At 66.5% G+C, this 12,460-nt stretch carries 12 protein-coding genes; 8 read left to right on the plus strand and 4 right to left on the minus strand.

Annotated elements, in window-relative coordinates:
• The coding region (gene thrS / locus ACT4N3_RS02865; RefSeq protein WP_444853699.1) for a threonine--tRNA ligase at window positions 1-1,865 on the plus strand (1,865 nt) is incomplete at its 5' end.
• A gap of 84 nt (window positions 1,866-1,949) precedes the next feature.
• Window positions 1,950-2,492, plus strand: a complete 543-nt coding sequence (infC, locus tag ACT4N3_RS02870; protein WP_444853710.1) for a translation initiation factor IF-3 — start codon at window positions 1,950-1,952, stop codon at window positions 2,490-2,492.
• 144 nt (window positions 2,493-2,636) lie between these two features.
• On the opposite strand, the gene rpoZ is transcribed toward infC, so the two are convergent.
• Together rpoZ and dnaN are read right to left on the minus strand one after the other, a co-directional pair.
• On the minus strand, window positions 2,637-2,981 hold the full coding sequence (gene rpoZ, locus ACT4N3_RS02875; protein ID WP_444853700.1) for a DNA-directed RNA polymerase subunit omega: 345 nt from the start codon (window positions 2,979-2,981) through the stop codon (window positions 2,637-2,639).
• A gap of 96 nt (window positions 2,982-3,077) precedes the next feature.
• Window positions 3,078-4,190, minus strand: a complete 1,113-nt coding sequence (gene dnaN / locus ACT4N3_RS02880; protein ID WP_444853701.1) for a DNA polymerase III subunit beta — start codon at window positions 4,188-4,190, stop codon at window positions 3,078-3,080.
• A gap of 97 nt (window positions 4,191-4,287) precedes the next feature.
• On the opposite strand from dnaN, the gene ACT4N3_RS02885 reads away from it, so the two are divergent.
• The 3 genes from ACT4N3_RS02885 to rlmN all read left to right on the plus strand — a co-directional run bounded on the left by ACT4N3_RS02885 (window position 4,288) and on the right by rlmN (window position 6,840).
• Window positions 4,288-4,809, plus strand: a complete 522-nt coding sequence (locus ACT4N3_RS02885) for a hypothetical protein (RefSeq protein ID WP_444853702.1) — start codon at window positions 4,288-4,290, stop codon at window positions 4,807-4,809.
• Window positions 4,806-5,444 carry a histidine phosphatase family protein gene (locus tag ACT4N3_RS02890; protein WP_444853703.1) on the plus strand — a complete coding sequence of 213 codons (639 nt, stop codon included), beginning with the start codon at window positions 4,806-4,808 and terminating at the stop codon, window positions 5,442-5,444. Before ACT4N3_RS02885 ends, ACT4N3_RS02890 begins: the two co-directional genes overlap by 4 nt.
• A 187-nt stretch (window positions 5,445-5,631) precedes the next feature.
• Window positions 5,632-6,840 (plus strand): 23S rRNA (adenine(2503)-C(2))-methyltransferase RlmN, encoded by a 1,209-nt coding sequence (gene rlmN, locus ACT4N3_RS02895; RefSeq protein ID WP_444853704.1) that lies wholly within the window; start codon window positions 5,632-5,634, stop codon window positions 6,838-6,840.
• A 125-nt stretch (window positions 6,841-6,965) separates the two neighbouring features.
• Here rlmN and ACT4N3_RS02900 read toward each other — a convergent pair whose 3' ends face one another.
• On the minus strand, window positions 6,966-7,520 hold the full coding sequence (locus tag ACT4N3_RS02900) for a hypothetical protein (RefSeq protein WP_444853705.1): 555 nt from the start codon (window positions 7,518-7,520) through the stop codon (window positions 6,966-6,968).
• 136 nt (window positions 7,521-7,656) lie between these two features.
• Between ACT4N3_RS02900 and ACT4N3_RS02905 the strand changes: the two genes are divergently transcribed.
• A complete protein-coding gene (locus ACT4N3_RS02905) occupies window positions 7,657-8,412 on the plus strand; it encodes a sulfite exporter TauE/SafE family protein (RefSeq protein ID WP_444853706.1) in 756 nt (251 codons plus the stop codon).
• A gap of 164 nt (window positions 8,413-8,576) precedes the next feature.
• Here ACT4N3_RS02905 and ACT4N3_RS02910 read toward each other — a convergent pair whose 3' ends face one another.
• Complete coding sequence (locus tag ACT4N3_RS02910; protein WP_444853707.1) at window positions 8,577-9,260, minus strand: nitroreductase; 684 nt, start codon at window positions 9,258-9,260, stop codon at window positions 8,577-8,579.
• A gap of 59 nt (window positions 9,261-9,319) precedes the next feature.
• Here ACT4N3_RS02910 and ACT4N3_RS02915 point away from each other — a divergent pair, with 59 nt between their 5' ends.
• Window positions 9,320-10,582, plus strand: a complete 1,263-nt coding sequence (locus tag ACT4N3_RS02915; protein WP_444853708.1) for a class I SAM-dependent methyltransferase — start codon at window positions 9,320-9,322, stop codon at window positions 10,580-10,582.
• Window positions 10,583-10,755: 173 nt separating this feature from the next.
• A complete protein-coding gene (locus ACT4N3_RS02920; RefSeq protein WP_444853709.1) occupies window positions 10,756-12,339 on the plus strand; it encodes a hypothetical protein in 1,584 nt (527 codons plus the stop codon).
• The last annotated feature ends 121 nt before the right edge of the window (window positions 12,340-12,460 follow it).

A 12,460-nucleotide genomic window follows, 5' to 3' on the forward strand; every position in this document is an offset into this window, starting at 1 on the left:
TGCGCGATCTCGCCCGGCCGTTCGAGGGCGATGCCGATCTGGCGCTGATCACGGCGCGCGACGAGGCGGACGCGCTGGAGCTGGTCCGGCACGATTATGCCCATATCCTCGCCGAGGCGGCGCAGAACCTCTTCCCCGGCACCCAGATCACCTTCGGCCCGGCGACCGACGACGGCTTCTATTACGACTTCGCCCCGCCCCCGGACCGCGGCCCGTTCACCGAGGAGGATTTGCCGCTCATCGAGGAGGAGATGCGCCGCATCATCCGCGCCGATACGCCGCTGGTCCGCGAGGTGTGGTCGCGCGAGCAGGTGCGCGACTTTTTCGAGAGGCAGGGCGAAAGCTTCAAGGCCGAATGGGTGATGGAGTTGCCCGCCGACGAGACGATCTCCATGTACCGCACCGGCGAATGGCTCGACCTGTGCCGCGGCCCGCACCTCGCCTCGACCGGCAAGGTGGATCCCGACGCGTTCAAGCTGACCCGCGTCTCCGGCGCCTATTGGCGCGGCGACCAGAAGAACGCGATGCTGAGCCGCATCTACGGCACCGGCTGGCTGAACAGGAAGCAGCTCGACGCCCATCTCGTCCGGCTCGAGGAGGCCGCCAAGCGCGATCATCGCAAGATCGGCCAGGAAATGGACCTGTTCCACCTCCAGGCCGAGGCGCATGGCAGCGTCTTCTGGCACCCGAACGGCTACATCATCTGGCGCCAGCTGGAGGCCTATATGCGCCGCCGGCTGGACGCGGCCGGCTATGTCGAGGTGAAGACGCCGCAGATCATGGACGCCCGCCAGTGGGAGCAGTCCGGCCACTGGGGCAAATATCGCGAGAATATGTTCGTCGTGCCGGACGAGATTCCGGCCACCGAGGAGGATGCGCCGATCCTCTCCGGCGACGCCGATCTGATGGCGATCAAGCCGATGAACTGCCCGGCCCATGTGCTGATCTTCCGCCAGGGCATCACGAGCTATCGCGAGCTGCCGATCCGGCTGGCCGAGTTCGGCTGCTGCCACAGGAACGAGCCGCATGGCGCGCTGCACGGCATCCTCAGGGTCCGCCAGTTCACCCAGGACGACGCCCATATCTTCTGCCGCGAGGACCAGATCGTCGAGGAGGTGCGGCTGTTCTGCGATCTGCTCGATCTCATTTACAAGGATCTCGGCTTCCCCGATTATGCGATCAAGCTCGCGCTCCGGCCCGAGAATCGCTTCGGCACGGACGAGATGTGGGACTGGTCCGAGCAGTCGTTGCGCGACGCCGTCGCTGCGACGGGGCGCGACACGGCCGAGTTCGGCTGGGCGGAATTGCCCGGCGAAGGCGCCTTCTACGCGCCGAAGCTGGAATTCCACCTGACCGACGCGATCGGCCGCACCTGGCAGGTCGGCACGCTGCAGACCGATACCGTGCTGCCCGAGTTGCTCGACGCTTCCTATGTCGGCGAGGACGGCCAGCGGCACCGGCCGATCATGCTTCACCGCGCGATCCTTGGGTCCTTCGAGCGCTTCATCGGCATCTTGATCGAGCATCATGCCGGCCGCTTCCCGCTCTGGCTCGCGCCGGTCCAGGCGGTGGTGGCGACGATCGTCTCCGACGCCGACGATTATGCCCGCGAAGTCGTCGAGGCGCTGGCGAAGGCCGGCCTCCGCGCCGAAGCCGACCTGCGCAACGAGAAGATCAACTACAAGGTGCGCGAGCACAGCCTGGCGCACGTCCCTTATCTGCTGGTCGTCGGCAAGCGCGAGGCCGAGGAGCGGACGATTGCGCTCCGTCCGCTGGGCGAAGGCGCGCGCCAGGAGGTGCTGCCGCTGGACGAGGTGATCAGCCGCCTCGCCGCCCAGGCCCTGCCGCCGGATATGCGCGCTTGATCGCGCTCCTCCCGCCACCATCTTTCCATAGCCCCGATTCTCCCCTAGGTCGGCGCATTGTCCTGAACTGACGGAGCAACGAACATACGTCCCCCTCTCAACCGGCGTCCCGCCCTTCCCGCGCTCAGCGGCCCTCGCTTCAACGAATTCATCTCCGCGCCGAAGGTGCGCGTGATCGATGAAAATGGCGAAAATATCGGCGTCCTTTTGACCGCGGAAGCGATCGAGCAGGCGGCCGAGCTTGGCCTCGATCTGGTCGAGGTCTCGCCCAACGCCGATCCGCCGGTCTGCAAGTTCCTCGACATCGGCAAGTTCAAATACGAGACGCAGAAGAAGGCGAACCTCGCCCGCAAATCGCAGAGGACGCAGGAGATCAAGGAGATCAAGATGCGTCCGAACATCGACGATCATGATTATGACGTGAAGATGAAGAAGGTGAACGCCTTCCTCGGCGAGGGCGACAAGGTGAAGCTCACCCTGCGCTTCCGCGGCCGCGAGCTCGCCCACGGCCAGCTCGGCATGCAGCTGCTTCAGCGCGTTCAGGCTGATGTTGCGGAAATCGCCAAGGTCGAGCAGCATCCGCGCATGGAAGGTCGCCAGATGCTGATGGTCCTCGCGCCGAAATAGGGGGCTTAAGCCTCTCTCCCCTTGCGGGAGAGAGGTTTGGAGAGAGGGGAGCGAGCGTCAGCGAGCCTCAAGCGTCTTCAGCGGCATCGAGCCACTTCAGCCGCGACCCCTCCCCCTGCCCTCTCCCGCAAGGGGAGAGGGAAATCAGCCCTCGTAATCGGCGTTGTTGTTGGTGTTGCGCGCCGGAGCCGCAGCGGTGAGGCGCAGCGCCTCCGCCGACTGGGCCAGGTTGCCGACCTCGTCGGCGACATCGTCGTCGTCGATCTGGACCTTCTGCAGGCCGCCGATCAGCGCCTCCTCCAGGTCGCGCGGCCGCACCGTCTCCTCGGCGACCTCGCGCAGCGCCACGACCGGATTCTTGTCCCGGTCGCGATCGATGGTGAGCTCCGCCCCGCCCGAAATCTGCCGCGCGCGCTGCGCGGAGAGAAGGACGAGATCGAAACGGTTCGGAATCTTGTCGACGCAATCTTCGACGGTCACGCGCGCCATACGGCAGCTCCAGTGCAAAATACGGTCTGTCGGAAAGGCCGCGCGCCTATCAGCGGCGGCTTCCCAAGTCAATGTAAGGGCCGGGTTCGCCCTTCGCTAGACCCGCATCGGCATCAGCACGTAGAGCGCCGCCGCCTTGTCGTTCTCGCGCAGCAGGGTCGGCGCGGCGGCGTCGGCCAGGTGGACCTCGACGGAGTCGCCCTCGATCTGGCCGAGGATGTCCAGCAGATAGCGGGCGTTGAAGCCGATCTCGAACCCTTCGGCGCCATAATCGGCCGGCACTTCCTCGCTGGCCGTGCCGTTCTCCGGGCTGGTGACCGACAACGTGATCCGGTCGCGCTCCAGCGCCATCTTGACCGCCCGGGTGCGCTCGCTGGCGATGGTCGAAACACGGTCGACGCCTTCCTCGAAGCTGCGCGGATCGATCTTGAGGAGCTTGTCGTTCCCGGTCGGAATCACCCGGCTGTAATCGGGGAAGGTGCCGTCGATCAGCTTCGAGGTGAGCACCGCGGCGCCGAGGCCGAAGCGGATCTTCGATTCGCTCAGGGAGACTTCAACGGTGCCGTCAACCTCGTCGAGCAGCTTGCGCAGCTCGGTGACGCATTTGCGCGGGATGATCACGCCCGGCATGCCCTGCGCGCCGTCCGGCCGCGCGACCGTCACCCGGGCGAGCCGGTGCCCGTCGGTGGCCGCGGCCTTCAGCACCGGCTGCGCCTCGTCCGACACGTGGAAATAGATGCCGTTGAGATAATAGCGCGTCTCCTCGGTCGAGATCGCGAACTTGGTCTTGTCGATGATCTGCCGAAGCGTCGCCGCCGGCAGCTCGAACGCGCAGGGCAGCTCGCCCTCGGCGATCACCGGAAAATCGTCGCGCGGCAAAGTCGGCAGGCTGGAGCGGTAGCGGCCGGCGTTGATCGTCAGCCGCCCCTCGGCGGCGGCGAGCTCGACCTGGCTCCCTTCGGGCAGCTTGCGGACGATGTCGAACAAGGTGTGGGCGGAAACCGTCGTCGCGCCGGGATCGCTCACCTGCGCCTCGACCGTCTCGACGATCTGCAGGTCGAGGTCGGTCGCCATCAGCCGAAGGCCGCCATCCTCGCCGGCCTCGAGCGACACGTTGGAGAGGATCGGGATCGTGTTGCGCCGCTCGACGACATTGTGGACGTGGCCGAGCCCCTTCAGCAGCGTCGCCCGTTCGATAACCGCCTTCATTCGCCACCCCTGATCGGCAAGAAAAGTGCTTGGGCGAAGGGTTATAGCGACCGGCGCGAAGCTCGCCAGTGGATAGTGGCGAAAAAGGCGTGGACGAATGCAACTCCACAAGGCGAAAGGGAAGGCGATGATCGTCCCGCGCGCCCTCCTGCTTTGCCTCGGCATCGCGCTGGCAACACCGGCCGCGGCGCAGCGCCAGTCGCTGGGCGTGTTCGGCACCTGGGCGGCGTTCCGCGATCCCGGCCGCTGCTATGCGATCGCCGCGCCGGTGGCCGGGCCGCAGGCCGAGGGCTGGCGGCCCTTCTTCTCGATCGGCCACTGGCCGGCGCGCGGCGCCGGCGGCCAGGTCCATGTCCGCCTGAGCCGGGCGAAGCGCGACGGATCGGCGGTGCTGGCGCGGATCGACGGGGCGAGCTTCCAGCTCGTCGGCCGCGGCCGCGACGCCTGGGCGCCGGACGGCCGCGCCGACGAGGCGTTGATGCGGGCGATGCGGACCGGGATCAGCCTGACCGTCGAGACTCGCGCGGCGAACGGCGCCCGCTTCCGCGACGCCTACCAGTTGCGCGGCGCGGCGAGCGCGATCGACGCGGCGGCGCTCGCCTGCCTGCCGCCGCGATGAGCCGCTTCTTCATCGCCCGCCACGGCGAGACCGTGTTCAACGCCGCGCGCCGGATGCAAGGCGAGAGCGAGCATACGCCGCTGACCCGTGCCGGCTTCCGCCATGCGGAGGAGATCGGCGAGTCCTTGCTGACGCATCTGGGGCCGGCGCCAGCGCTGACGCTCTGGGCCTCGCCGACCGGGCGGGCGCTGCAAACGCTGGCGATCGCCGCCGAGCATCTCCGCATCGACTGGCACCAGACGCGGACCGACGCGCGGCTTTCGGAAATGGCGATGGGCGAATGGAACGGGCGCTTCTACGCCGAGATTGCCGAGGCGCATGGCGGCTTCGTGGACCGCAAGGCCGGCCTGTTCACCTGCCGCCCGCCCGGCGGCGAATGGTATGACGATATCGCGCGCCGCCTTCGCGCCTGGCTCGACGACACCGCCGCCGACCGCGGCGACCGGCTGATCGTCATGCACGGCATCTCCTCGCGGGTGTTGCGCGGCATGCTGACTGGCGCGCCGGACCGGGAGGGCTGCGGCGCCCCGGTCGCCGCGCCGCTGCCGCAAGGATCGGTGGTCTGCGTCGAGGATGGCGTCGAAACCGTGATCGGCCTCGGCAGTGGCGATCTCGGCGCGTCCGGCACGGCCTGATCACAAAGCCCCTCTCCCCGCCGGGGAGTGGGTTGGGGTGAGGGGGTTCTGAGTCAGAGCACAATCCCGAACGCCGAACCCCCTCTCCCTACCCTCTCCCCAGTGGGGGAGGGATGATTGACCGAAGCCAGGGTTCCCGCAATGATGACATGGGGTTGGCCTAGAAAAAGCCCGCTTTCTCCCCTACATGGGCCGCCTCATGACAGCGGCGATGCCCATCCCCGGTCTGATCGACCCGGTCCCCGTGCCGCGCCCCGCTCCGGCGGGCGACGAAGCGCGCGTGGAACTGGTCGGCCTCTCCAAGGCTGAGATTCGCGCGGCGCTGGCCGAGGCGGGACTGGACGAAAAGCAGGCGAAGCTGCGCGCCAAGCAGCTCTGGCACCAGATCTACAATCGCGGCGCGACCTCGTTCGAAACGATGAGCGACATTGCCAAGCCGCAGCGCTCTTGGCTGGCCGAACGCTTCTCCATCGGCCGGCCCGAGGTGGTGCTGGAGCAGGTCTCGACCGACGGCACCCGCAAATGGCTGCTCCGCACCCCCGACGGCCATGATTTCGAGATGGTGTTCATCCCGGACGCGGACCGGGGCACGCTCTGCGTCTCCTCCCAGGTCGGCTGCACCCTCAATTGCCGCTTCTGCTACACTGGGACGATGCGGCTGGTGCGCAACCTCAATGCCGGCGAGATCGTCGGCCAGGTGATGCTCGCGCGCGATGCGCTCGGTGAATGGCCGAGCCAGCCCGAAGGCCGCATGCTCTCCAACATCGTGATGATGGGGATGGGCGAGCCGCTCTATAATTTCGACAATGTCCGCGACGCCTTGAAGATCGTGATGGACGGCGACGGCCTCGGCCTCTCCCGCCGCCGGATCACCCTTTCCACCTCCGGCGTCGTGCCGATGATGGCCCGGGCCGGCGAGGAGATCGGGGTCAACCTCGCGGTGTCGCTGCACGCGGTGACGAAGGAGGTGCGCGACGAGATCGTGCCGCTCAACCGCAAGTTCGGCATCGAGGAGCTGCTCGCCGCCTGCGCCGCCTATCCCGGGGCCAACAATGCCCGGCGGATCACCTTTGAATATGTCATGCTGAAGGGCAAGAATGACAGCGACGCGGATGCGCGCGAGCTGGTCCGGCTGATCCGCAAGTACAAGCTGCCGGCCAAGGTGAACCTGATCCCGTTCAACCCGTGGCCCGGTGCGCCGTACGAATGCTCGGACGACGAGCGCGTCCGCCGCTTCTCCGAGATCGTCTTCGAGGCCGGGATCAGCGCCCCGATCCGCCGCCCCCGCGGCCGCGACATCATGGCCGCCTGCGGCCAGCTGAAGAGCGCGGCGGAGAAGAAGAGCCGCGCGGAGCTGGACCGGATCGCGGAGGAGAAGCAGGCGGCGTTGAATTAGTACTCAAATCGCGTAAACCGCAGTTGGGCTGCTGAGATCGAGAGTTTGGAATTCTCGTCTCAGCAGACCCGGCCCTGCCAGTTTCCCGGCGCTGCTTCCTTGTGGAAGGGAAGCAGATCCTCGCGTTAGGATGCTAGCGCGAGAATTACGTTTGCCAGTTTTTGGGCCTCCGATTTCGACAGATCGAACGGGAGGCCCTGAATTTGAATCGTGAGATTCTCCCGAAGTTGGATTGGCAAAATGTTGGGTGCCACAAAACTCGTTGGCGTAGCGCGCACCGCTGTCTCAGGTTCGGCTGTTGCCACCCGCGCGGCATGAGGCTGAGGCTTTTTCAGAGGCTTCTGCCCATTCTCGGCCTTCTTGCGCACTTGGGTTTTCGGCCGAAATGCCAACGGGTTTTGTACGTATGACGAGAAATCGTCCAACGCCGATTTGAGGCGGCTTTGGTATGTTGCCAAGCTGCCGGGAGTGAATCCTTTGCCCTGCAGATGGCTGAAGCGCGTCATCACATCCTGAAGGTCGAGGCTTAGAACGTCGTCAGCCTCTTTCTCGTCCAAAATTCCGAGAACCTTGTTCGCAGCCACCTTTCGGGCGGCGGCGGTCGCAGGCGCCATCAACCCCTTTTCGCCGAGATAATCGAGAAAGCTGAGCAGCGCCTCACGAGACCGAGACTGTTCCATGGTGGGTCCTTTCGATTCGGCGCTCTAACCGATAATTCCGTCCGCGTCAATATTCGTCATGACGTGGATGTTTTGATTTTCTGATCCTCAGGGGAATACGCTCGACAATACGTCTGGGTTCCGCGAAACGTACGGCGTGGACGTCGCTAGCATCACCCTGACCGCCGCCGCCGGCGCCATAGCCGGCGCGATGAACGCGCTGGCGGGCGGCGGGACGTTCGTCTCCATGCCGGCTTTGGTCGCGCTCGGCCTGCCGTCCACCATCGCCAATGCGACCAGCAATGTCGCGCTTCAGCCGGGGGCGATCGCCAGCGCCTGGGCCTATCGGCGCGGGCTGGGGCCGCTCGCAGGCCTGAGCGTCGGCGCATTGGTCTCGATCACGCTCGTCGGGGCGACGATCGGCAGCCTGCTGCTGGTCGCGACGCCGGTCCGCACCTTCGACATCGTCATCCCCTGGCTGCTGCTCGCCGCCTTCCTCGTCATGCTGGCCGGCAAGCGTGCTTCGGCGGCGCTGCGCGCACGGGTGACGATCGGCGCTCCGGCTCTCGTCGCGGCCCAGTTCGCGCTCGGCATCTATGGCGGCTATTTCGGCGGCGGCGTCGGGCTGATGATGATGGCGATCTGGGGCCTGCTCGCCGGCCATGCGCCGCACCAGCTCGCCGCGCACCGCACCCTGCTGCTCGCCGTCGCCAACGCCGTCGCGGCGATCATCTTCATCCTGATGGCGATGGTCGACTGGCGGCTCGCTTTGCCGATGCTCGCCGGCGCGGTCCTCGGCGGCCATTACGGCGCGCGGCTGGGGTTGCTCCTGTCCCCCCATACGATCCGCGCGATCACGCTTGTGATCACTGGCGTGACGACCCTGATCTTCTTCTGGCGCGCCTACGCCTGAACGCAAATCCTCCCCCTCCCTTTTAGGGAGGGGCTAGGGGTGGGTCGCGGCCGAAGGGGCTCGACGCCCCCTGAGGGTCGCTCACCGCCGAGAGTCCCTTACGGCGCGCAGACGCGCGCACCCACCCCTCAACCCCCTCCCTAGCAGGGAGGGGAGGTTGCCCCTCAAAAGCCGGCGAAGGTCGCGAAGGCGTCGAGCGATTCGCGCTCTGTCCGCCATTGGTTGATCGGATGCGCCTCGTCCCCGTAGCCCAGCGCCATCCCGCAATACAGCATCCGCTCCGGCGGCAGGCCGAGCGCCTCGCCGACACTCTTGTGGACGATCGCCCAGGCCTCCTGCGGGCAGGTGGCGAGGCCGCGCTCGGCGGCGAGCAGCATCACATTCTGGATGAACATGCCGAGATGGGCCCATTGCGGCGGGCCGAAATGGCGCGGGATCGAGAAGAACAGGCCGACGGGCGCACCGAACAGATCGAAATTGCGCGCGAACTGCATCAGGCGCGCCGGCCTGTCCTCGCGCGGAATGCCGATCGATTCATAAAGCTGCTCACCGCAGGCGAAGCGCCGGCCGCGCCACGGATCGGCAAGGCCGGGCGGATAGACCGGAAACTCCGTGCCCTCGCCTTTCGGGTTGGCGGCGAGGCTGGCCGCGACCTTCGCCTTCAGCGCCGCCAGCGGCGCACCGGTCAGGACATCGACATGCCAGGGCTGGAGGTTGCCGCCGGACGGCGCCCGGGCGGCGATCCCGAGAATCTCCGCGATCGTCTCGTGCCCAACCGGCCGGCTCAGAAACGCCCTGCAGGAGTAGCGCGCGCGTATCGCGTCGGCGACGCTTATGTTACCATCCATGCTTGACCTCGACCCCGCTTATGCGCTGACTGCGCCGAACTTAGGGGGATGTCGACGCGATGTGGCTTTTGGACAAGATGCTGCGCTCCTTGATGAAGCGGGGCGAGCTCACCGTCACCAACCATGACGGCAAGATCTATCATTACGGCACGCCGGACCCCGAGCTGGCCCATGTCCGCGCCCGGCTGACCAGCCCCAAGGCGGCCTGGCATATCGCCAAGGACCCGCGCGTCGGCGCCGGCGAGGCCTATATGAACGGCTGGATCGCGATCGAGCCGCCGCACGACGTCCGCGATCTGGTGCTGACGATCCGCGCCAACGCGCCGAAGGAGGAAGGCGACCTCGCCCCGCGCGGCCCGATCCGCAAGCTGGTCAGCAAGGCGGTCGGCAAGGTCGACCAGATCAACTGGCGGGCGCGCTCCTCCCGCAACGCCAAGCATACCTACAACCTCACCCGGCGGCTCTACGAGCTCTTCCTCGACGAGGACCGGCAGTACACGATGGCCTATTACCGCGACCCGACGAACAGCCTCGAACAGGCGCAGCTCGACAAGAAGGCGCACATCGCCTCGAAGCTGTATTTGAAGCCCGGCATGAAAGTGCTCGACATCGGCTGCGGCTGGGGCGGGCTCGCGCTCTATCTGCACCGCCATTACGACGTCGATGTGCTGGGCGTCGCGCTGGCGCCGGACCAGATCGAATTCTCCAATGAGCGCGCCGCCGAGCTGGGGGTCGCCGACCGGGTGAAGTTCGAATTGAAGGACTATCGCGACGTTGAGGGCCAGTTCGACCGGATCACCAGCGTCGGCCTGATCGAGCATCTCGGGACGCCCCATTATCCCGGCTTCTTCAAGCACACCCATCGCCTGCTGAAGGACGACGGGGTGATGTTCTCGCACTGCTGCGGGCGGCAGGGCCCGCCGGGCGTCACCGACAAATGGACCCGCAAATATATCTTCCCGGGCGGCTATATCCCGGCTTTGTCCGAGCTGGTCGCGGAGGCGGAGCGCAACGAGCTGATCGTCAGCGATGTCGAGGCGATGCGCTATCATTACGCGCTGACGCTGGAGGAATGGTATCGCCGCACCGTGATGCACCGCGAGGAGATCACCGCGCTCTACGACGAGCGCTTCTACCGGATGTGGGAATTCTATCTCGCCGGCGCGGAAGCGGCCTTCCGTCATGGCGGGCTCGTCAACTGGCAGCTCCAATATGTGAAGCGGCGCGACGCGATCCCGATGACCCGCGATTATATGCACGAGGAGGGGGAACGGCTGCGCGCGCAGGACGAGCCGCCAGCCTGGCATCTGGCCGCGGAATAGTCCCGGCTCAAGAGCTGGGGACATGCTATTGCGTGTCCCCAGCCGCCGACGTGAGCACCCTCTGGGACGGGGACAGGCAATAGCCTGTTCCCGCGCCCGGCGCATTTTCTCCTTGCAAGCCCTTGTGACTTGGGGAAGTCCATCCGCGTTTGAACGGTGGGCGAAGCAGGGGCGTGCAAGAGCTAAATTTCCAGCCCCTGGCCCCCGGCGAGCCCCGGCCGTTCTGGGAGCATCCGGTCTTCCTCGCCTTCCTGGTCGTGGCCAGCGCCGTGCCCTTGCTCTGGCCGGACATCGCGCCTTTGGTCGACCTGCCCGGCCATATGGGCCGCTACCGGGTGCAGCTCGATCTCGGCACGTCGCCGGCGCTGCAGCAATTCTACAATTACGAATGGGCGCTGATCGGCAATCTCGGCGTCGATCTGCTGGTCGAGCTGCTGGCGCCGCTGATGGGCCTGGAGCCTGCCGTCCGCCTGATCGTGCTGATGATCCCCGCGCTCACCGCCGCCGGCCTGATCTGGGCGGCGTTCGAGGTCCATGGCCGGGTGCCGCCGACCGTCCTCTTCGCCCTCCCTTTCGCCTATAATTTTCCGTTCCTGTTCGGCTTCGTCAATTTCGCGCTGGCGATGGCGCTGGCGCTCAACGCCTTCGCGCTCTGGCTACGGCTCGGCCGGCTCCATCAGGTTCGTCTCCGGGCGATCCTGTTCGTGCCGATCTCGATCATATTGTGGGTCGTCCACGCCTTCGGCTGGGGGACTTTGGGCGTGCTCGCTTTCTCGGCCGAGCTCGTCCGCCAGCACGACCGCGGCCGGGGCTATATCGTCGGCTCGTTCCATGCCGCCAAGCACTGCCTGTCGATGGCGCTCCCGATCCTGATGATGATCTACTGGCGGAGCAACGCTGGCGGCCAGACCGGCGACTGGTTCAACTGGACCGGCAAGGCGATGTGGCTGTTCATGACCTTGCGCGATCGCTGGATCACCTTCGACATCCTCGCGCTCGGCGTGGTCAGCGGAGTGCTGATCTTCGCCTGGGCGAGCCGAAGAATCGAATATTCGCGCAACCTCGTCGCTTCGGCGCTGTTCCTGCTGCTCGTCTTCGTCATGCTGCCGCGGGTGATCTTCGGCTCGGCTTATGCCGACATGCGCCTCACACCCTACATCTTCGCCATCGCCCTGGTCGCGATCCGCTTCCCCACGGCCTCGCGCCGGCTGGTGACCGCTTTCGGCGCGGCGGGCCTTGTCTTCTTCGCCGCGCGCACCGCCGGGACCACGGTCAGCATGGTCATGTACGACCGCGCCTTCGACGCCACGCTTGCGGCGCTCGATCATGTGCCGCGCGGCGCCAGGCTGGTGAGCTTCGTCGGGCGGCCCTGCGTCGAGCCTTGGGCGATGTCGCGCCTGCTCCATCTGCCGGCGATGGCGATCGTGCGGCGCGAGGCCTTCTCGAACGACCAGTGGGTGCTGCCCGGCGCGCAGCTCCTCACCATCCGTTTCGATCCCGGCGCCAACTTCATCCAGGACGCGAGCCAGATCGTGACCAGGGTGCGCTGCCGTCACGAGCCCTGGCGGACCGTCGATCAGGCGCTGGGCTATTTCCCGCGCCACAGCTTCGACTATGTCTGGATGATCGATCCGCCGCAGCATGATCCGCGACTGCTCGAGGGGCTGCTGCCGGTCTGGCGCAACGGGACCAGCGTCCTCTATAGGGTCGTGGACCGCTCCCCGGTCGCGAATCCTCCGCTGATTACGAGAGGCTGATGCCCGCACTGCCGCTGTCCATCGTCGTGCCCTGCTACAATGAGGAATCGTGCCTGCGCGAGCTGCATGTCCGCCTGACCCGCGCCGCCGATGCGGCGGTCGGCGACGGCTATGAGATCGT

This window comes from Sphingosinicella sp. (assembly GCF_052388015.1).
Taxonomy (GTDB): Bacteria; Pseudomonadota; Alphaproteobacteria; order Sphingomonadales; family Sphingomonadaceae; genus Allosphingosinicella.

Coding starts and splice junctions, on each gene's coding strand:
- ACT4N3_RS02910 (WP_444853707.1), bottom strand. CDS start 9,260: ATGGATGGTAACATAAGCGTCGCCGACGCGATACGCGCGCGCTACTCC.
- rpoZ (WP_444853700.1), bottom strand. CDS start 2,981: ATGGCGCGCGTGACCGTCGAAGATTGCGTCGACAAGATTCCGAACCGT.
- ACT4N3_RS02915 (WP_444853708.1), top strand. CDS start 9,320: ATGTGGCTTTTGGACAAGATGCTGCGCTCCTTGATGAAGCGGGGCGAG.
- dnaN (WP_444853701.1), bottom strand. CDS start 4,190: ATGAAGGCGGTTATCGAACGGGCGACGCTGCTGAAGGGGCTCGGCCAC.
- ACT4N3_RS02900 (WP_444853705.1), bottom strand. CDS start 7,520: ATGGAACAGTCTCGGTCTCGTGAGGCGCTGCTCAGCTTTCTCGATTAT.
- rlmN (WP_444853704.1), top strand. CDS start 5,632: ATGGGCCGCCTCATGACAGCGGCGATGCCCATCCCCGGTCTGATCGAC.
- ACT4N3_RS02885 (WP_444853702.1), top strand. CDS start 4,288: ATGCAACTCCACAAGGCGAAAGGGAAGGCGATGATCGTCCCGCGCGCC.
- ACT4N3_RS02890 (WP_444853703.1), top strand. CDS start 4,806: ATGAGCCGCTTCTTCATCGCCCGCCACGGCGAGACCGTGTTCAACGCC.